Origin of the sequence: Croceicoccus gelatinilyticus (assembly GCF_018398395.1) — a bacterium.
GTDB classification, from domain to species: Bacteria; Pseudomonadota; Alphaproteobacteria; order Sphingomonadales; family Sphingomonadaceae; genus Croceicoccus; species Croceicoccus gelatinilyticus.
This window is the reverse complement of record NZ_JAHCBF010000007.1, coordinates 187771-206300: the sequence shown is the minus strand read 5'-3', so window position 1 is coordinate 206300 and position 18530 is coordinate 187771. Positions and strand designations below refer to the sequence as shown.

Genomic DNA, 18530 nt, shown 5'->3' with positions numbered 1-18530 from the left:
AGGTGGACGACTTTTACGCCGCCCGCAGCAGGACTATCCCGCCGCTACCGTGGTCGAATATTGCTCCGCCGTTCTCAAAGGAAAGCGAGTTCCACCGGGTGACCTGCTTCAATGGCCTCGCCAAGACCGTCGGCCAGTACTGCTCGAAGGGCCAACTGGTCAGCGTCCAGGGCCGCATCCACTACACCCAGTGGGAGGACAAGGACGGGGTCACGCGCTACGGCACCGAGATCCTCGCCGACAAGGTCGACTTCCTCTCCCGCGGGAACGGGACGAACGACAACACCGACGCTCCCGAGATCGACTGACATCCAACATCATCGATCTCCATCAGAGGGGCGCTGTCCAGGCCAGACAGCGCCCCCTTTTTTGTTGCTCAATATCGGAGGCGAGGAGGGGCCTGGCTCACGGTTGTCCCATTCTGATGGCCGCGCAACCGGCGCGTCAAGGACGGCAGGGTCCCACCATTTTGCCTCCCCTTCGCTGCGCTACGGTCCAACAAAATCGTTACCCCTACCACCGCTTCGCGGTCGCCCATCCGGGCGATCCCTGACCCGCCGGCCGCACGCCCATCCGTCCTGCTCCTGCCGTCAACGGCAGACATCAGGAGGAAATTATGGCTACGCAATTCCAACGGACTTCGACTTCGGATCGCTACTTTGCCGCGCTGGCTGTGGCAGAGCGTCGGGCGCTGCACAGCTTTTTCGATCAGCACATCGTGGAGGATCGCGATCTTGGATACTTCGCGCTGGACGAGGGTGACTACAATGCACTTCCGGCGCACCTTGCGGCGCGCGTGGTGCACACTATCCACGGGGCGATGTCAGACGAGTTCTGACCGCACGACGAGGGCAGGGGTCGGCAACGACTCCTGCCCTTTTTTCTTAGTCGCCGGGCCGCAACTGTTGACCAATATGCCGAACCTGACCTCGGTGAAAAAGGACGGGTGAAACCGCACATGGCATCCGACATCGACGCTTCTCGCAAATGCTATCTGGTCCCCGCCCCTGAACCGAAAGCGACATCGATCTTAACCTGATGGGCTTGGGACGCAGGCGGCAGACAGCCAGTGCCCCGACACCCGTCCGGGGTGCTTTGCCATTCATTTAGAGAGGGTTGGAGAGATCGACACAACGCATTCAGCCGACCACGATTTCAGCCGATGTAAGGCCAGTTTGTAGCCCAGAGCAATTTTGGACTGAAATCTCGCGTTGTCCCAGCAACGTCCGTTTGCTCTCGCTCCGAAAATAAGAACGTAAAATCAATCCATTGAACGGGTCTCAGCAGCTACTGGCAACGTCCGCGCAATTGGGAACTTGACAGGCACACCGGACGCAGCGGGTGCTGCAATGGAAGGCGCGGAATTGCTTCACGAATTCACGAAAATGCGCTGATACCATCTTCTGTGCCGGATGCGGTCCACTTGCTTTCTCGTCCGTGCCGAGTCGGCACAGATCCGTTTAATCTGCTGAAAAGCGATGTGAATTTTCCGTTTTCCTACACCCCATGCTGCGGCCTAGAGTGGCACTTGCCTTTCGAAGGGTGAGCCAGGTTCTTTGAACACAAGGAACTTGGAAAAATGCAAAGACACCACCGGTTCGTGACCTATGTCACGCCCCTGATCGCCGAATGGATCAGGAAACAAGCAGAAGAGCGCAGGGTCAGCGCGAGTATCGTTGTTTGCGATTGCATCTTCGATGCCTGGCAGCGCGCAACCGAAGCTGATCTGAGGACCCCGGCGACCGATCCAGTGCGCCAGAACATCTTCATCACGGTCGCATTGGATGCGCTGCTTACGCATCATCCCGACAGCACACTGCGCGACAGAACGGTCGCAGCCTACCAGCGCCGGCTGGAGCGCCTCGGTATCGTTGCACCCCGACCCATGGGAGGCGATGATGAAGCATAATCTCGTCAACTTCACCCGTGGCAGCCAGCTCCTCGGGCATTTCGGCTTCATGTTTGCCGCAGGCCTCAAGGGGCCCCTGATCGTGACCCTCCTGGTCGTTCTCGGCCTCGTCTATTGGGACGTAAGCGGGGCGCTAGACGAGTACCATGTCTACCTCCTGTGGATGCATGCCTATGCCTCTGGCTATGCCTTCATGGAGTTCGATCCAGACAAGCTTGTGAACCTCAAGCTGGCCGATGGGAGCCTCGTCGCATTTCCCATTTCCGTGGTGACCGATTACCCGCCGATGCGCGAAGCGGTCGCGCTTTTCCAGAGCGCGGTCATCAGCGCCTTGTGGCTTGCAGGGTTCATTCTTGCGCCGCTCTTCGCGCTCTTCTGGTGGGTTGCCGAACGCTTCGGCGAGAAGTCCAAACAAAAGAAGCATGTACGCGGGGCGGAGCTTGCTACCTTGCGCGACCTTAGCCGCGAGATCGCTGCACACAACCGCGATGCCCGTGCCCGCGAGTATGGCGATGCGTTGGGCTGGCGCTGGCGTCTGGCCGGGTCGGCTTCGCTGCGGGATGCGGGCTTCTATTCTCCCGCGCATCTGGCCGGGGTCAGCTGGCCCTGGCGGCTTGAGCAGAGTCACGCGATGCTTGTTGGCACAACCGGGACAGGCAAGACCGTCGTCCTAACCGAGCTTACCAGGGAGATCCGTGAACGGGGCGAACGTGCGGTCATTTTCGATCTTACTGGGGCCTTTGTCGAAACCTTCTACGATCCCAAACGCGACATCATTCTCAACCCGCTCGACGCGCGTTGCCCCGCCTGGAGCGTGTTCAACGATTGCTCCACGCGTGCCGAATTCCATGCCGCAGCGGAGTCCCTCGTCCCGCACGATGGGGGCGGCGCCGAACAGTTCTGGGTGCTCGCCGCGCGCACGCTGTTCGTCGAGACCTGTCTCAAGCTCGCCGAAGCAGGGCGGGGCACCAACGCCGCGCTCGCCCACGAACTCATGAACGCCGATCTCTCCGATCTGCACCGTCTCGTCGAAGATACCATGGCCGGTCCCATCAGCACGCCGAGCGCGGCGCGCATGGCGGAATCGGTGCGTGCAGTGTTCAATGTCAACGCCAAGGCGCTCCAGATGCTGCCCGAAGACGGGACGCCCTTTTCGGTCCGCGAGTGGGTCAACGGGGCAGGTGAACCGCGCTCTATCCTGTTTCTGTCCGCGCGCTACATCGACATGAGCGTGCTCTCGCAGCTGCTCACCCTGTGGCTCGACACCGCGATCATTACGCTGATGGCGGGCCAGCGCTCGCGGGACATCAGGCTCTGGTTCCTGATCGACGAACTTGGCGCGCTGCATCGCCTGCCTTCGCTCGAGAAGGGCCTCCAGACCGCGCGCAATTTCGGGGGCGCGATCGTCACCGGGATCCATGCCTTTGCCAAGCTCAAGGATGTCTACGGCGAGAACATGGCCATGACCCTGTCCTCGCTTGCCCGAACCAAGCTGATCCTCGGCACAGCAGACCGCGAGACCGCCACCTGGTGTTCCGATATTATCGGCCACCGCGAGGTTCGCGAGATGGAGGAAGGATACAGCTACGGCTACAACAATGCGCGCGATGCGGTCAGCCTGACGCCCCGGCGCCAGGTCGTCCCACTGCTGCTTCCCGACGAGCTGATGAAGCTCAAGAACCTACATGGTTTCATCAAGTTTCCCGAAGGATTTCCGGCGGCACCCGTGGTCCTCGAACCGCGCAACTGGCCTCGGGTGGCCGAAGGCTTCATTCCCCGGGATATGCCTAAGCTACCACCACAGGCCCGCCACGGTGATGACAAAGAAGGAGCAGGTGGCGGTGCCGGAGCAGCCTCTGAAACAGGCGACAATGATGGTGATCCTCGACGGTTGAGGGTCGCGCACGATCGCTCCGACAGCGCTGAAAAGAAAGCCGACCAGGAAGACAAAAAGGAACTGCGCCGGACCCGTCGCAGCAACAAGGGCGATCAGGCTCGACCGGACCAGACAAGGAAGCGTCGCGATCCGAATGCGCAAGAGGAAAGGGGGACATCAGACCCTCAGCGGCCGGCTCAATCCGACCTTCCTCTGTCTTCGAAAGCCGAGGAGCAACGCGGCAAGGAGCAACGGGATGCACCTTCAGCGAGGTCTGACATTCCCGATCCCGCATCGCATCAGCGGGCGCAGGATGCGCGCGGCAAGGCTCACCAGAGGCTCCAGGAAGAGCAGCAGAAGTCGCTGCTTGGCGGTGCAGCGAAGCAGAGTCGCGATGCCGATCAGGGGCAGGACCATGGTCACGATTACGGGGACTTTGATCCGGACATGTGACGCCCAACAGGGGAGGGGACGAGGGCCAAGAGAAAGTGATCCCAGCACATGCTTTCCGTCGCCAATGTCCGCTCGCCTTCGGCCGCGGCGAGCTACTTCGCCTCGGACAATTACTACGCGAGCGCCGATGCCGACCGTTCGGGGCAGTGGGTGGGCGAGGGTGCAAAGCGCCTTGGTCTCAATGGCAAGGTCGAGGCCCAAACGTTCGACGCGTTGCTGAGAGGCGAGCTGCCCGACGGCAGCAGCGTCGGCAATCCCGGGCAGGCACACCGCCCGGGTACAGACCTCACTTTCTCCGTTCCCAAGAGCTGGTCGCTGCTGGCGCTCGTCGGGAAGGATGAGCGGATCATTGCCGCCTACCGCGAAGCCGTCCTCGAAGCGCTGCACTGGGCTGAGAAGAATGCGGCCGAGACCCGGATGGTCGAGAAAGGCAAAACCGTCACACAGGCCACCGGGAACCTCGCGATCGGCCTGTTCCAGCACGACACCAACCGTAACCAGGAGCCGAACCTCCATTTCCATGCGGTCATCGCCAATGTCACGCAAGGCAAGGACGGCAAGTGGCGAACGCTCAAGAATGATCGGCTCTGGCAGCTCAACACCACGCTCAATTCTATCGCAATGGCGCGCTTTCGCGTCGCGGTCGAGAAGCTTGGCTATGAGCCGGGACCGACCCTCAAGCACGGCAATTTCGAAGCGCGCGGTATCACCCGCGAACAGGTCATGGCGTTCTCGAGCCGCCGCCAGGAAGTGCTCGATGCACGGCGCGGTTCTGGTCTTGAAGCGGGCCGCATTGCCGCGCTCGATACGCGCGCGAGCAAGGACGGGATCGAGGACCGCGAGGCCCTCGGCATGCAATGGAGCGACACCGCGAAATCGATCGGGCTGGACCTCGCGCCCTTGGTCGAGCGGGCGCAGACCCGCTCACTGAAACAGTCGATCGAAACTGGCAGGTTCGGCTCGCTTGTCGAGCGCGGGCGCGCATGGCTGGGACGCTTCGTCGCGCATGTCAGGGGCGATCCGGCTGATCCGCTTGTGCCCAAGTCGGTCCTCAGACAGGACCGTGAAACGATCGCAGCGGCACAGGCCGTCGCTTCGGCGGTGCGTCATCTTTCGCAGCGCGAGGCTGCCTTCGAGCGCACCGCGCTCTACAAGGCTGCGCTCGATTTCGGGTTGCCAGCGACGATTGCTGATATCGAGAAACGGACCCGCGCCTTGGTGCGCTCTGGCGATCTCATAGCAGGGATGGGAGAGCACAAGGACTGGCTCGCCTCGCGTGACGAGGTGCTGACCGAGCAGCGGATCGTGTCCGAGGTTGCCGCCGGCAAGGGTGCGAGCTCATCTGCAGTTGAGCCGGAAAGCGCGACTGATCGTGTCCAGGCCGCTGCAATGACAGGGCAGGGGTTCCGTCTCAACGAGGGTCAGCTCGGGGCGGCGAAGCTGATCCTGACGTCCGAGGATCGAACGATCGCGGTCCAGGGAATTGCCGGTGCCGGCAAGAGCAGTGTTCTGAAGCCAGTCGCTGAGGTGCTGCGCGACGAGGGCCACTCGGTCATTGGCCTCGCAATCCAAAACACTCTCGTCCAGATGCTCGAACGCGACACCGGTATCGGCTCGCAGACGCTGGCCCGCTTTCTTGGTGGCTGGAAAAAGCTGCTCGACGATCCCGGCAACGCGGCGCTTCGCGCGGAGGCAAAGGCGGCACTGAAAGACCATGTGCTGGTGCTCGACGAAGCATCGATGGTCTCAAACGAGGACAAGGAAAAGCTCGTCCGTCTCGCCAATCTGGCTGACGTTCACCGCCTGGTCCTGATGGGGGACCGCAAGCAGCTCGGCGCAGTCGATGCGGGCAAACCCTTCGCGCTCCTGCAGCGGACAGGCATGGCGCGCGCTGAAATGGCGACCAACCTGCGCGCGCGCGACCCTGTCGTTCGCGAGGCGCAGGCGGCAGCGCAGGCGGGCGATGTGCGCACGGCGCTGCGTCACCTGCAGCCGCACACACTCGAGGCCAGGGGCGATGGCGCGCTGGTCGCGGCTAACACCTGGTTGGCGCTCGACAAGGACACCCGCTCGCGCACCTCGATCTACGCTTCGGGCCGCGCCATCCGCTCTGCGGTCAATGCTGCCGTCCAGCAGGGACTTCTCGCCAATGGCGAGATCGGACCGGGCAAGGCCGAGCTTGGAGTGCTGGATCGCGTCAACACGACCCGCGAAGAACTGCGACATCTGTCAGCCTACCAGCCTGGCCGGGTGCTCGAGGTCTCGAGAAAGCAACAGGCCCTGGGACTGTCAGCGGGCGAGTATCGTGTCCTGGGACAGGACCGGAAGGGCAGGCAGGTCGAAGTTGCGGACAAGCGCGGCAAGCGGTTCCGGTTCGACCCGGCACGGATCAGGGCAGGGAAGGGCGACCAGAATCTGACTTTGCATGAGCCGAGGAAGCTCGAGATCCATGAAGGCGACCGGATCCGATGGACCCGCAACGATCATCGCCGCGGCCTGTTCAATGCCGACCAGGCCAGGGTGGTTGCCGTTGTCGGCGGGAAGGTCACTTTCGAAACTTCAAGGGGAGACCAGGTCGAGCTCAAAAAGGACGATCCGATGCTGAAGCGGATCGATCTTGCCTATGCGCTCAACGCCCACATGGCGCAGGGTCTGACATCCGATCGCGGCATAGCCGTCATGGACAGCCGCGAGCGCAACCTGTCGAACCAGAAGACGTTCCTGGTGACGATCACGAGGCTGCGCGATCACCTGACACTGGTCGTCGATAGTTCGGACAGGCTCGGAGCAGCCGTGGCACGCAACAAAGGAGAGAAGGCCTCGGCCCTCGAGGTCACCGCACAGGTGGCCCCGACAGAAAAGAAAAACGGCGAACTTGATCAGCTGAAACCGGAAGAGGCCAACAAGGCCGAAAAGGAAATCGTCCGAAGCAAGAGCAAGACACTGGATTTCGGGATTTGAAAGGCCGCCTTGCGCAGCAAATTTCAGACGCGTTGGGTCCGGCAGTACTTTAGGGTCGTGCCCGCGCGCGAACGGCCGGATTTCGGAACTACTCTCAGATCGCAAGAGTCTTGCGATGCCTCTCAATCGCGCTTCGCACATCGTCGGGGAAGGGCAGGTGTCCGCTTTCGCTGCTCCAGGCGTCATCGAACCGTGCAACGACATCCTTCGCTGTCGCGGTGATCAGCCTTGCAGGCAGCCTTGCCTTGTCGGCGATCGCCTCGAGTACATCATAGGTGTAGGACGCCCACTCGCGCGAGCCATCAAATTTGAGCGCAGCATCGTCGCCTGGGATATAGGCGAGCGTCGAAAGCAAGTCATAGGCAGGTGCCAGCAGCGCGTTGCGCCGGTCCGGATAAATCAACGACCAGTTCTTGAGGTGCATGTCGCCATTACCGATCAGCACCGAGTAGGTGAGCCGGCGGACGAATTCGACCACGCTTTGCTCGTCGGTCTCGATCGCCAGCACGCTGAGGATCTGGCGGTAGCTCGCATTCTCGTATTTATCGTCTGCAAAGACACCGAACACCTGGGCGAAGTCTTCGGTGTGTACGGGTCCCTCTTCTCCCCGGTCGAAGCGCCGGATGGCAAAAGCGGACTCTCCGTAACGGGTGATACCTTCGGGTATGCCATCAATCTGATCGAGCGGAACAAGGTCGATTTCAGGAACGTCGATCCCGATCTTTGCCGCCAGTTTCATCGCTGCGAATTCTGCCTCGGGCACGTCCGGATGTCTGGCAGACGGGAGCTTGACGATCCAGTCGCCGCCGCTGCCCGTGACCGGGATCGTCAGCCCGCCATTCTTGCCCTGGGCTTTGATTGCCGAGAATTTGAGTTGCACGCCGGCAAGCGAGAAGCGCAGCGCGCGCTCTGCCTGCTTCCCCGCCGCTTCTTCATCTAGCTCGTCGGCCTCCGTTTCCTCGGCATCGACGGCGACGGCGCGCACTGCGCCGGGAAGATCGTGCCCGAGCTGTGCGAGAAGGTGGTACTCGCGCATGGCTTTCACGCCCGCGCGGCGGGCCAGGTAGTCGCGAAGCGTGCCTTCAGGAAGGAGGTTGGAGAAGAACGGCTCAATCTTCGTTCGATAGCTGCGTGTCTCGGCAATGATTTCGCCGTTCGCGTCCTTGTAGGCCAGCGACAGCGTTGGCCGATCCTGGTCGGCAAGGTAGACTTCGTCGAATGTGAAGATGCTCGCATCTCCATCGAGGCGCGCAATGGTTCCAACGCGCGTCTTACCCAGAAAGATATCGAGAGCAGCTGCGTCGATCATGTGGCGTCGTCCCCAAGGCGGTAAGCAGGCCGTCTTGAGGCACTGTCTTGACCGATTGCTTGAACCTGCGAGTTTCTGACGTGTTGGAGGGCACGCGTGGATGCTGCGATCTGTTGGGTGAGTTTCTTCCTTCCCTCTTGCTGCTCAAGCGCCCAGCCGAGATCCTGGAGATGCTTTTTCAGATGAGCGACGGGCTGCAAGGCCTGCTCGATGGCTTTGAGCGTTTCGGGAGTGAAATTAACGGCCTGGATATCCTTAAGTGCGCTTTGAAGCTCGGTCACTTCGGTGACGCTCGGATAGCTCTCCCGTACTCGCTCGGCGAACCGGTTGGTTTCGGCAATCGTTGCGAGCACTCGACTTGCCTCGCTTCTTTCGCGGTGTGAGCGAACTACGCCTTCGATCGCCGGTACGGTCCTTCGAGGCACTAGCTTCAGTTCGAGGTCGAGCGCGCGCGCTATTTCGACGAGGCTGGAAATCTGTAGGTCTACACTCCCGCCTTCGATTTTGGAGATATGGCTTTGAGGCAAGCCTACCCGTTCACCCAGCTGTTTCTGGGTAAAGCCTTTTGCTATCCGTGCCGCTTTGATGCTTGCGGCGATGTCCTCGATTGTCGTGCTCATAAATATGTTTCTACATATGCTGGCCTACGTCTATATGTTTTAGCATATACCATGATCGTTGAGAAAGGCAATAGAGATATGCAATGGCATATATACACTACCCATGATAGGCCATTGCATATCATGGGTAGTGTTTGCCGCGCATAAAGCGTGAGCCGTCGTCACTTCAAAGAGCCTTTTCCCGCTCTTTCGATGACAGAGCTTTCGCCCAGAGATCTGCCATTCAGTCAGGAAGGCCAACGGCGGCAATGCGCCCTAATCCCGGTCATTCGAGTAGTCACGATTTTCGCCCAAAAGCTGCCGTTGGTTCAGACTAGCGTCGATGGCAGCTATGCGCCCCAATAGCGGCCATAAAGTCAGGCCAGGACACGCTTGAAAGCTGCCGTTCCAAAGTTTCGTCTGATTGAGGGAAAATAAGCCTTCAATCGCAATAGGTCGAAAAATTTTCTTCGCGATGCGTCTTGGTCGCTGAAGTGAGGCGCATGAAATCCTCGTTAAGTTCGGCTTTGCCGTATCGTGACCGTGCACGAATTAAGTTGCTCCTTCATTATGACTTTCGGATGAGCACCACCCCAGCAATCACAAGCGCGCCGCCAGCCAGAAGCCAGGATTGATCGACAAGCAACGCGCTAGCTATGATCAATGCGGCAGCTAGAGGGCCTTTCAAGGACTGACGCTCATTGCGAAGTCCAGCGAGCTGCTCGATACTGAGCGGATCGAGCTGAACCGGCACATATCCTGACTTTGCGATCGAGTTCGCAGTGGCAAGTATGTCGGGCAAGGACGCCGACAAACCCAGCAGCTGACCGCGAAGTCTCTTCAAACCCGACCGAGCGCTGCCGAGCGAGAACCGCTCGGCGAGAAGCTCCGTGATGATCGGCCGGGTCTCTTCGGCGATGTTGTAGTCCGGTGCCAGCGATCGGACGAAGCCCTCTGCAGTCAACAAGGTACGCAGAAGAATGGCCAGATCAGGTGGCAGAACCAGTCGATAATCCCGCAACAGGTCGAAAGCGCGGGAAAAAATCTGCGAGAACTCGATGCCAGATAGCACGGTCCCCCTGAACTCTCCGATCAACTGATCCAGATCCACCGCGAGCGCATCGCGATCCACCTTCGGCTCCCCCGCCCATGCGAGCAGGACATTCGCGACATCGCTGGTTTCCTCACCAGCGATCGCAAGGACGAGGCGGACGATCTCGTCGCGCCTGGCCTTGGTGAGCGTCCCGACCGATCCAAAGTCGATGAAGCCGACATCCTGCTCGCCGATCATGAAGACGTTACCGGGATGGGGGTCGCCGTGAAATTCGCCGTTCAGGATGATCATCCGCAGGACAGCGTTGGCATAGCTTTTAGCGAAAGCCGCCACCCGCGGGTCGCCCGATGGGCTGCCCAGCGAAGACGCGGGCCTGCCGTACAGGCGTTCCTGAACGTTCACCCGCAGCCCGGTCAGTTCCCAATGGATGGCCGGGGACCTGACGCCGATGGTATCGAGATATGCGCCGATCCGCTCGCAGGCTCGGGATTCCGCAGCGAGGTCCATCTCCCAGGCAAGATTGCGGCCGAAGGTCCGCAGAAACTCGACTGGCCGGTAACGCGCGATGTCCGGCGACCGTGCTTCCACGATCCCGGCAAGGCGTATAAGGAGGCGCACATCAGCCTCCATCCGAGCGGCAGTGCCTGGCCGCCGAACCTTCACGATGACCTCGCTTCCGTCCCGCAGTCTGGCGGAATAGGTTTGCGCTATGGAGGCAGAGGCCAAAGGCTTTTCGTCGAACTGCGCAAAGTCGCTCCGCCAGTCCTCACCCCAGCTTGAAGCAAGTACGGGCTCGATATCTGCGAAGGGCACTGACGACACCTGATCGTGCAGGGTTGAGAATGCCGTGATCCAGTGTTCGGTAAACAGATCGCTTCGGGTGGCGAGGAGTTGCCCCAGCTTTATGCCGACTGGCCCGATGTCACGGAGGAACGCCACAACTGCAGCCGGATGAAATTCGCGAGGATCGATGACATTGCTCGAAGAGGGAATAAATCCGAGGGCTCCGGCGAGATTCTTCGCGCCGTGCCTCATTAGGATTTGGCCGATCTCCGCGGCGCGAGCGATGCTGCTGATAGGCTTTTCCGGGGGCGATGCCATGATTTTACTCAGCCTCGGCCCGGAGTTGGTCCAGATTTTCCGATACCCTTTCAAGAGTCTGCTGCAACGTTTGCTTCTCGTCGGCGGCAATGTCGCGCCAAAGCAGACCATGAAGCCTATCCGCGGAGCCTCTCAGTTCGGGCAGCAGATCGTCAAGCTGCTCCGTGAGGATGAGCTGCCACGCTCGCCGATCCGTCTCAGCTCGAAGCCTTTTCATCAGCCCGCGTGCGCAAAGACCTGCAACCGCCTGGCCGATGGTCGCCGATTCCAGTTCCAGTTTCTTGGCGATTTCAGCCTGCGTAAGGGCAGGATCGCGAAGAAGTTGTCCGATGATCCTCCACTGTGTCTGATTGAGACCGATCCTGGCGACCCTCGCATCGTACACTCTGCGCGCGCCGCGACTGATCTCGTCCATAAGATAGAGAATGCGGTCATCATCGGTGATGAACTTCTGCCGACGCTGAGACCGTGACATGGTATCTGGTTTTTCATCCATAGCGCTGTGTAGTCGGATAGCCTCGGATGCCCAAATGCAAACTGCTAAATGCCTTTACTATCTGACTCACGGCTCATAGGGCGCGAGACGCGTTCACCTTTTACTGAGGCTGCCGAAAGAGTCAGATGACCGATAACTCCAACCAACCGGAGCAGGAGGGCACAACCCCAACGAAACCGCAATCGCGGCGTGGCTTGCGCATCGTGCTAATCATCGTTGGTCTTGCCGTGCTGCTTGGCGGGATCTGGTGGTACTACCGGCACGTAACCTACGGACAGTACATGCAGACGACCGATAACGCCTATGTCGCTGCCGACAGCGTCGTTATCTCTTCCAAGGTAGCGGGATACGTCGAAGAGGTCTTCGTGGGGGAGAACGAGCAGGTTGCTCGCGGCGGAGCCCTCGTACAACTGGATCTGCGGGATTATCAGGCGCAAGCGCAACAGGCGCGCGCACAGATCGCTGCGACCCTGGCCGGTGCCGACACAATCCGTTCTCAGGTAGCCGAACAGGATGCAGCCATTCGCCAGGCGCGGGGCCAACTCGCCGCCGCGCGCGCAGCACTGGACCTCGCGAACGACCAGGTGGCGCGATATCGGCCCCTTGCCGCGACAGGAGCCGAACCGCGGGAAAAGCTAGACCAGTATGAGGCGCAGGCGCGGCAAGCGCGGGCCGAACTCGTCGCCGCGCAGGCAGCGGTGGCTGCCGCGACCGCGCGCCGAGGGACCCTGTTCGAGCAGATCAACCAGACCCAGGCGCAGGCGGACGCTGCTCGCGCTCAGCTGGAAACAGCCGACCTTACGGTTGAATCGACCTTGCTGCGCGCCAGCAAGGCCGGCCGCGTCGGCGATCTCTCGGTGAGGGTGGGCCAGTTCGTGCAACCGGGTCAACGTTTGATGACGGTGGTTCCGGTGAGGGCGATCTACGTGACGGCAAACTTCAAGGAAACGCAGGTCGGCCTGATCCGGGCCGGCCAAAGCGTCAGGCTCGAAGTTGACGCCCTACCCGACCTTGAGATCGCGGGGCGAGTGGTCAGCATATCGCCGGGAACGGGCGCGGAATTTTCCATCCTCCCCCCCCGAAAATGCCACCGGCAACTTTACCAAGATCGTTCAACGGATACCCGTCCGCATCGGTATCGATGCTCCCCCTGAAGTGCGGCGTCTGCTCGTTCCCGGCATGTCGGTAGTGGCTACGGTCGACACCCGGAATGCTGCCGGCGAATTGGAAGAGATCTCGAGTCGGACTCAATGACCGAGATACTGGCAGCGCAGGACACTTCGATCGGGCCGGCCGGGGGCCGAAAGAACGCAGACGTGACTGCCTGGGTCGCTGTGGCCGCGGGCGCGCTTGGCGCCATGCTCGCGACGCTGGACATATCAATCGTCAATTCCGCACTCCCCGTCATTCAGGGCGAGATCGGTGCCACAGGCGCCGAAGGCACCTGGATTGCTACGTCATTTCTCGTTGCTGAAATCGTCGTCATTCCGCTGAGCGCTTGGCTCGAACGGCTGTTCGGTCTGCGAACCCTCCTCATCATCGCGGTTAGCGCGTTCACCGCATTTTCGGTGCTATGCGGGATTGCAACCGACCTTACGACCATGATCATCGGCCGAACGGGTCAGGGATTCACGGGCGGAGTCCTCATTCCGACCGCAATGACTATTGTGGCTAAACGATTACCGCCGCACCAACAGCCAATCGGAATGGCCCTGTTCGGCATGACTGTGGTTCTTGGCCCCGTGATGGGGCCATTGATCGGCGGCTGGCTGACCGAGAACCTGAGCTGGCACTATGCCTTTTTCGTCAATGTGCCAGTCTGCGCAATCCTGCTGCTCTTGCTGTTTATCGGGCTGCCTCACGAGAAGCCCAAGTGGGAATATCTCACGGACGCCGATTGGGCTGGCATTCTCGGGCTGATCCTCGGACTGGGCGGTCTGACTGTTGTACTCGAGGAAGGGCACCGTGAGGAATGGTTCGAGTCCTCACTCATTCGCTGGCTAACGGTGGTGACCATTATCGGCTTTGCCTGTTTGATTTACGGACAGGTGAAGGCACGCAAGCCAGTCTTGAAGTTGCAGCTCCTGTTCAATCGACAGTTCGCCAGCGTCGCGATCATGGCGCTCGCCCTGGGCATGGTGATGTATGGTTCGACCTATGTCATTCCGCAGTTTCTGGCGATCATCTCTGACTATAATGCTTTTCAGACGGGACTGGTCATCTTCTGGATGGGTGTCCCGGCCTTTCTCCTGATGCCGGTTCTGCCCCTGATGATCCGCAAGGTGGACATCCGCATTGCCGTCGGCACCGGAATGCTGCTGATGGCGATCAGCTGCTTTGTCAGCACGAGTCTGACCGCCGAATCCGGCGGCGCTGTCTTCACTGAAAGTCAGCTTATCCGCGGGGCCGGAATGATACTTGCGATGATGTTCCTGAATCAGGCAACGGTTGCGTCGGTGGCCAAGGAAGACGCGGGCGATGCCTCGGGCATTTTCAACGCGGCCCGCAATCTTGGCGGATCATTCGCCCTCTCGGCCCTCGCTTCGTTCCAGGACCAGCGAATTTGGCACCATACGAGGCGCATGGAAGAAACGCTGAATGCGAACAGCGTTTCGCTGCAGACCTATCTCGACGGACTGGCGCGAAGCTTGGGCGATATGGAACGAGCGATGGCGGCACTCGGCGGCACTCTCCAGCGCGAAGCGTTCATCATGACCTACAATGATGTCTTTCTGGTGATGGGACTTCTCACACTCGCGACAGTCCCGCTTATTCTGTTCCTCAAGCCGCTTCCGGAAAATGTCTCCCTTTCGATGCACTGAGCCCGAGATTATGCGCCACTTGCTACCTCCGATTATCACTATCGCCTTGCTAGCTGGATGCACGGCTGGGCCCGATTATGCAGGCCCCCCGGAAGTTGTGTCAGCAGACACGGGCACTCGCTTTGTGCGCGCTGGCAGTGATGTGAGCGCATCTGATCCGGTTGTCGCTCAATGGTGGCTGCTGCTCGGCGATCCCGAGTTGACGCGGCTGGTGGAGGCTGCGCTGTCCGGCAACCCTTCGCTCGCCGCAGCGCAGGCGCGCATTGCCCAGGCACGGGCATCCATCAGGCAAGACCGTGCGGGTCGAATGCCATCGCTTGGGGCACAGGCCACCACCGTGCAGGGCCGGCTTCGTGGTCTCGACATTCAAGGCGGGGCGCCCCCCCCGTCAGAGCAAACCAATTCCGACGCAGAAACCGATGACTCGCTCAGCTTTTTCAATGTGGGCCTTAACGCCAACTGGGAGCTGGAGTTCGCCGGTGGCTCGCGCAGGCGCATTGAAGCCAGCAATGCCCAAGCTGCTGCAACCGTGGCCAATGCAGAGGACGCAAAGGTCCAGTTGACTGCCCAAGTGGCCAGCACCTACGTCAATTTGCGGGAGGCCCAATTCCGCGCAGAGCAATTTGAGGCGCAGATTTCGTTGCAGGAAGAGATCCTGGCGCTGACATACCAACGCTATCAGCACGGTGCATTGCCGCTTTTCCCGGTAGGCACCGCGAATGCCGAACTGGAGATGCTCAAGTCACAACTTGCCGAAGCTGAAGCGGATATCGCAGTCCTGTCTGATGCACTCGCTATACTGACCGGACAGGTGCCGGGATCAGTTGATGCAGCGCTCACGACTGCGCATTCCATTCCCATGCCGCCAGAGCAGGTCGCGATCGGCGATCCGGCAAGCCTGGTGGCGCGTCGGCCTGACATAAGGGCGGCCGAACGGTCTCTTGCCGCGTCGACGGCGCGGATCGGGGTGGCCGAGGCGGCGCGGTTCCCGAAATTGTCCTTCACGGGGATCCTGGGCCTCGGCGGATCCTCGTTGGACGACGTTGTCGATGTCGGCGATTTCTCCGCACTCGCGATCCCACGCCTCCAGTGGAATTTTCTGGATTTCGGCAGGGTAGACGCTGCGATCGACCAAGCCGGGGCGGCGCGCAACGAAGCAGTCGCCAATTACCAGCAGACGGTGCTTCTGGCACTGCAAGACGCCGAACGTGCCTTGGCTCGCTTCGGCCAGCAGCGTGTGGCGCTCGCTGCCAGTATGCAAATCAAGAAGCAGGCTGACGGCGCGGCGGACCTGAACCGCCAACGTTTTGCCGCAGGAGCGATCTCGAAGGCTGACCTCAACCGGGCCCTGCGAGAACAGCAGCAGGCCTCAGCAGACCTCGTCCGGGCAAAAGGTGCCCTTACGCTGGCGTGGATCGCGCTGCAGAAGTCGCTGGGCCTTGGGTGGCAAGAGCCTGTTCGAGATCAATAGTCCCGCCGCGCTGATCAAGTGATCCGGTTGACGAGAAGTAGGCGCCCCTGCCGCTGGCGACCAACTTGTCGTCGGGCTCGAGAACCCGGGTTTCCGCCACCGAAATCTGTCGCCCGATCTTCACGATCTGTCCGTGAGCAGTGAGAGGTCCTGAGGTTGCAGGACGGTGGTAATCGACATGCAGATCGGCCGTCGCTCTCGCCGCGACGCCCCCGGCAAGCAGAGTATAAAGCCCGGTGAGGTCGACCAGTGAAGCCAGGATCCCTCCATGCGCCGACCCAATCATAGGGTTCGACACGATCTCTTCGCGCCATGGCATGGTGATCGCGATTCCCTGGTCGGAGCATGTTGCAATCTCCAGCCCAAGCCATCGATGAAACGGCGCGATATTCAGCATTTCCTGCAAGCGCTCTCGATCGATCATAGCTCCCTCGTCCCCTGTGGTTGAGCCGTATCGCAAGAGTGATGGGTTCGTAGGAAATCGACGATAGCGGCGGAGAAGGCATCGTTCGCATCGCCCACGACCATGTGCGTGGCATCGGCAATATCGGTGTATTCTGCATGGGGGGCGAGTTGTCGCAGATGCAAAACGGCCTCTTCGGAAACAAGATCGCTAGAGCCGCCTCGGATGAGGTGAAGCGGAAGCGTGAGATTCGCCGCAGCTTGGCTCAGCATTGCCGATTGACGTTCTTGGCTGTCTGGGTCGCCTTGTCTGGCTGACATTATATTACGGATAAACACCGGGTCCCAGTGCCAATAGAAGCGCCCATCCGACTTCTGCCGCAGATAGTTTTTCAGACCATCGCTCGCGCCCCGCTTGGGACGATGCGGTATGTAGCGAGCGATCACGTCGGCCGCCTCCTCTGGTGAGGCGAAGCCGCTATCGACATGCTCTTCCATGAAACCAACCACGCGCATCACACCGCTGGGCTCCATGCGCGGGGCAATGTCGACCAATGTGAGTGAAGCAAAGCTACCTGGAGCAAGCTCCCCTGCGGCAATCAGTCCAGCGAGCCCGCCCAGTGAAGCGCCAACCAGCGCTGGCTTCTGGTCCAGGCGCGACGCTGCAGCGACCAGATCCGCCGCGAAGTCGCGCATTTCATAAGCTCCGCATAGCGACCAATCGCTGTCTCCGTGACCGCGCATGTCGAGGGCGATTGCGCGAAAGCCGGCTTGAGCCAGCTCGCTGACCACCCTTCTCCACGCGCGCCGTGTCTGCCCGCCGCCGTGCGCAAGAAGGACGGGTTTAGCGTAGGCATCCCCCTCAGCCTCGGCTGTAAGAGAAATCGCGCCTGCGCCCTCAATCGTAAAGGTTTCTCTCGCCATCTCCGGATGGTAGGAAAGGCGCGCTAAATAGTAAACCAATTTAGTTTGTGGCTCTCGGCTCCGTGTTGGCTGTCCTGCAGGGGCGTTTCAACGACGGCAAAAGTCTATGCCAAGAGGGGTTTCTCCAGACCATTCTCTAATGCACCGGCTTGCGATTCGGTCAGTAGTCGCTGTCCGCTTAATCCGCTCAAAGATATAAAAGCTGCCTTTCCGCTTCCGGCCCAAGTCCTGCCGTTACAAGGCTCGGCCAAACCAGATGACCCGACCGACGACGTGCACCTCAGATCGGTCCATGTCGTGCCAAGTTGGATAAGCTGGGTTGTCGCTGGCGATTGTGATTTGTCGGCCACCAGGCTTGATAGCAATACGCTTAACGACCAGAGCATCATCAGCGCGCAAAACGTAGATTCCATCGCGCAATCGTGAGCCATGGTCTGACGCGTCGACCAGGACCTCGTCACCATCGCTGAGCGTGGGCTCCATCGAGTCACCCTTTACGCCGACGATCGACAGGCTGGCGCTCTTGGCCGACGTCAGGTGCCGCAGCCACCGCTCATCGAACCCGAACCGGGTGTGTGCAGTCTCACTGGCAGCTACCGCGCCGAATCCAGCAGATGCTTCCACATCGAGAACGGGGATCTCGACCATACCATCATTGACTGGATTGGCGGGACCGCCGAGCACTTGCTCATCGACGCCGAAGAAGCAGGCAAGTGTCTTTCGGTCTTCGTCATCGAGCTTTCGCGGTGAACCGCGCTTGATGAATTGCTGCACATAGGCAGGGTTGCGGCCAAGCAGCCGCGATATCGAGGCGTAGCCATATCCGCCCTTGAGGATCAGCCGGTCGAGCTCTTCCCTGACATGTTCCATCTGTCTGTCCTTCGAATCTCAATTGTAGGAATTTTCCTAGACTCGCGGATGTGATCCTACTAAGAACATAACAAGAACACAAGGGATTTGCGAGTCGGAGCGAAAGGGTTATGACCTTGCTGGAACGGATCGAAAAGCATCTGAAAGATCACCATATTTCGGCAACGCGCTTCGGCCGGCGCGCAGTTGGCGATCCTCGATTCGTACTCGATCTCAGGCAAGGGCGAAGGCCGCGTCGACGAACGCTTGAACGGCTGGAAGCCTATCTGCAGTCAGTCGACGC

At 60.3% G+C, this 18530-nt stretch carries 15 protein-coding genes; 8 read left to right on the top strand and 7 right to left on the bottom strand.

The window, feature by feature from the left end:
* The 5 genes from KIH45_RS15600 to mobF all read left to right on the top strand — a co-directional run.
* Positions 1-308, top strand: a 308-nt coding sequence (locus KIH45_RS15600) for a single-stranded DNA-binding protein (RefSeq protein WP_225899975.1), incomplete at its 5' end; no start/stop codon positions are given.
* A gap of 308 nt (positions 309-616) precedes the next feature.
* A complete protein-coding gene (locus tag KIH45_RS15595) occupies positions 617-838 on the top strand; it encodes a hypothetical protein (protein ID WP_213176922.1) in 222 nt (73 codons plus the stop codon).
* A 741-nt stretch (positions 839-1579) separates the two neighbouring features.
* A complete protein-coding gene (locus KIH45_RS15590; protein WP_029140019.1) occupies positions 1580-1909 on the top strand; it encodes a hypothetical protein in 330 nt (109 codons plus the stop codon).
* Complete coding sequence (locus tag KIH45_RS15585; protein ID WP_213176921.1) at positions 1899-4238, top strand: type IV secretion system DNA-binding domain-containing protein; 2340 nt, start codon at positions 1899-1901, stop codon at positions 4236-4238. Before KIH45_RS15590 ends, KIH45_RS15585 begins: the two co-directional genes overlap by 11 nt.
* A 48-nt stretch (positions 4239-4286) precedes the next feature.
* Positions 4287-7199, top strand: a complete 2913-nt coding sequence (mobF, locus tag KIH45_RS15580) for a MobF family relaxase (protein WP_213176920.1) — start codon at positions 4287-4289, stop codon at positions 7197-7199.
* Positions 7200-7293: 94 nt separating this feature from the next.
* Here mobF and KIH45_RS15575 read toward each other — a convergent pair whose 3' ends face one another.
* The 4 genes from KIH45_RS15575 to KIH45_RS15560 all read right to left on the bottom strand — a co-directional run bounded on the left by KIH45_RS15575 (position 7294) and on the right by KIH45_RS15560 (position 11758).
* The gene (locus tag KIH45_RS15575; RefSeq protein WP_213176919.1) at positions 7294-8508 is read right to left on the bottom strand and encodes a type II toxin-antitoxin system HipA family toxin; all 1215 of its coding nucleotides are present in this window, start codon (positions 8506-8508) and stop codon (positions 7294-7296) included.
* On the bottom strand, positions 8505-9128 hold the full coding sequence (locus tag KIH45_RS15570) for a helix-turn-helix domain-containing protein (RefSeq protein WP_213176918.1): 624 nt from the start codon (positions 9126-9128) through the stop codon (positions 8505-8507). Before KIH45_RS15570 ends, KIH45_RS15575 begins: the two co-directional genes overlap by 4 nt.
* 547 nt (positions 9129-9675) lie before the next feature.
* Positions 9676-11262, bottom strand: a complete 1587-nt coding sequence (locus tag KIH45_RS15565) for an ABC1 kinase family protein (RefSeq protein ID WP_090483096.1) — start codon at positions 11260-11262, stop codon at positions 9676-9678.
* Between the two features lie 4 nt (positions 11263-11266).
* Positions 11267-11758, bottom strand: coding sequence for a MarR family winged helix-turn-helix transcriptional regulator (locus tag KIH45_RS15560; protein WP_090483095.1), 492 nt, complete (start codon positions 11756-11758; stop codon positions 11267-11269).
* A gap of 125 nt (positions 11759-11883) precedes the next feature.
* On the opposite strand from KIH45_RS15560, the gene KIH45_RS15555 reads away from it, so the two are divergent.
* The 3 genes from KIH45_RS15555 (at position 11884) to KIH45_RS15545 (ending at position 16051) form a co-directional block, all read left to right on the top strand.
* Positions 11884-12912, top strand: coding sequence for an HlyD family secretion protein (locus KIH45_RS15555; protein ID WP_225899974.1), 1029 nt, complete (start codon positions 11884-11886; stop codon positions 12910-12912).
* Between the two features lie 96 nt (positions 12913-13008).
* Entirely contained in the window at positions 13009-14580 is a 1572-nt protein-coding gene (locus KIH45_RS15550) for an MDR family MFS transporter (protein WP_225899973.1), read from the top strand.
* A gap of 10 nt (positions 14581-14590) precedes the next feature.
* Positions 14591-16051, top strand: a complete 1461-nt coding sequence (locus KIH45_RS15545) for an efflux transporter outer membrane subunit (protein WP_137675990.1) — start codon at positions 14591-14593, stop codon at positions 16049-16051.
* Here KIH45_RS15545 and KIH45_RS15540 read toward each other — a convergent pair.
* From KIH45_RS15540 to KIH45_RS15530, 3 genes are all read right to left on the bottom strand, one after another.
* Positions 15981-16475 (bottom strand): hotdog fold thioesterase, encoded by a 495-nt coding sequence (locus KIH45_RS15540; protein ID WP_082745685.1) that lies wholly within the window; start codon positions 16473-16475, stop codon positions 15981-15983. The two genes, KIH45_RS15545 and KIH45_RS15540, sit on opposite strands and share 71 nt — an antisense overlap.
* Positions 16472-17377 carry an alpha/beta fold hydrolase gene (locus KIH45_RS15535; RefSeq protein ID WP_213176917.1) on the bottom strand — a complete coding sequence of 302 codons (906 nt, stop codon included), beginning with the start codon at positions 17375-17377 and terminating at the stop codon, positions 16472-16474. Before KIH45_RS15535 ends, KIH45_RS15540 begins: the two co-directional genes overlap by 4 nt.
* Positions 17378-17611: 234 nt before the next feature.
* Complete coding sequence (locus KIH45_RS15530) at positions 17612-18247, bottom strand: S24 family peptidase (RefSeq protein WP_137675989.1); 636 nt, start codon at positions 18245-18247, stop codon at positions 17612-17614.
* Positions 18248-18530: the final 283 nt, after the last annotated feature.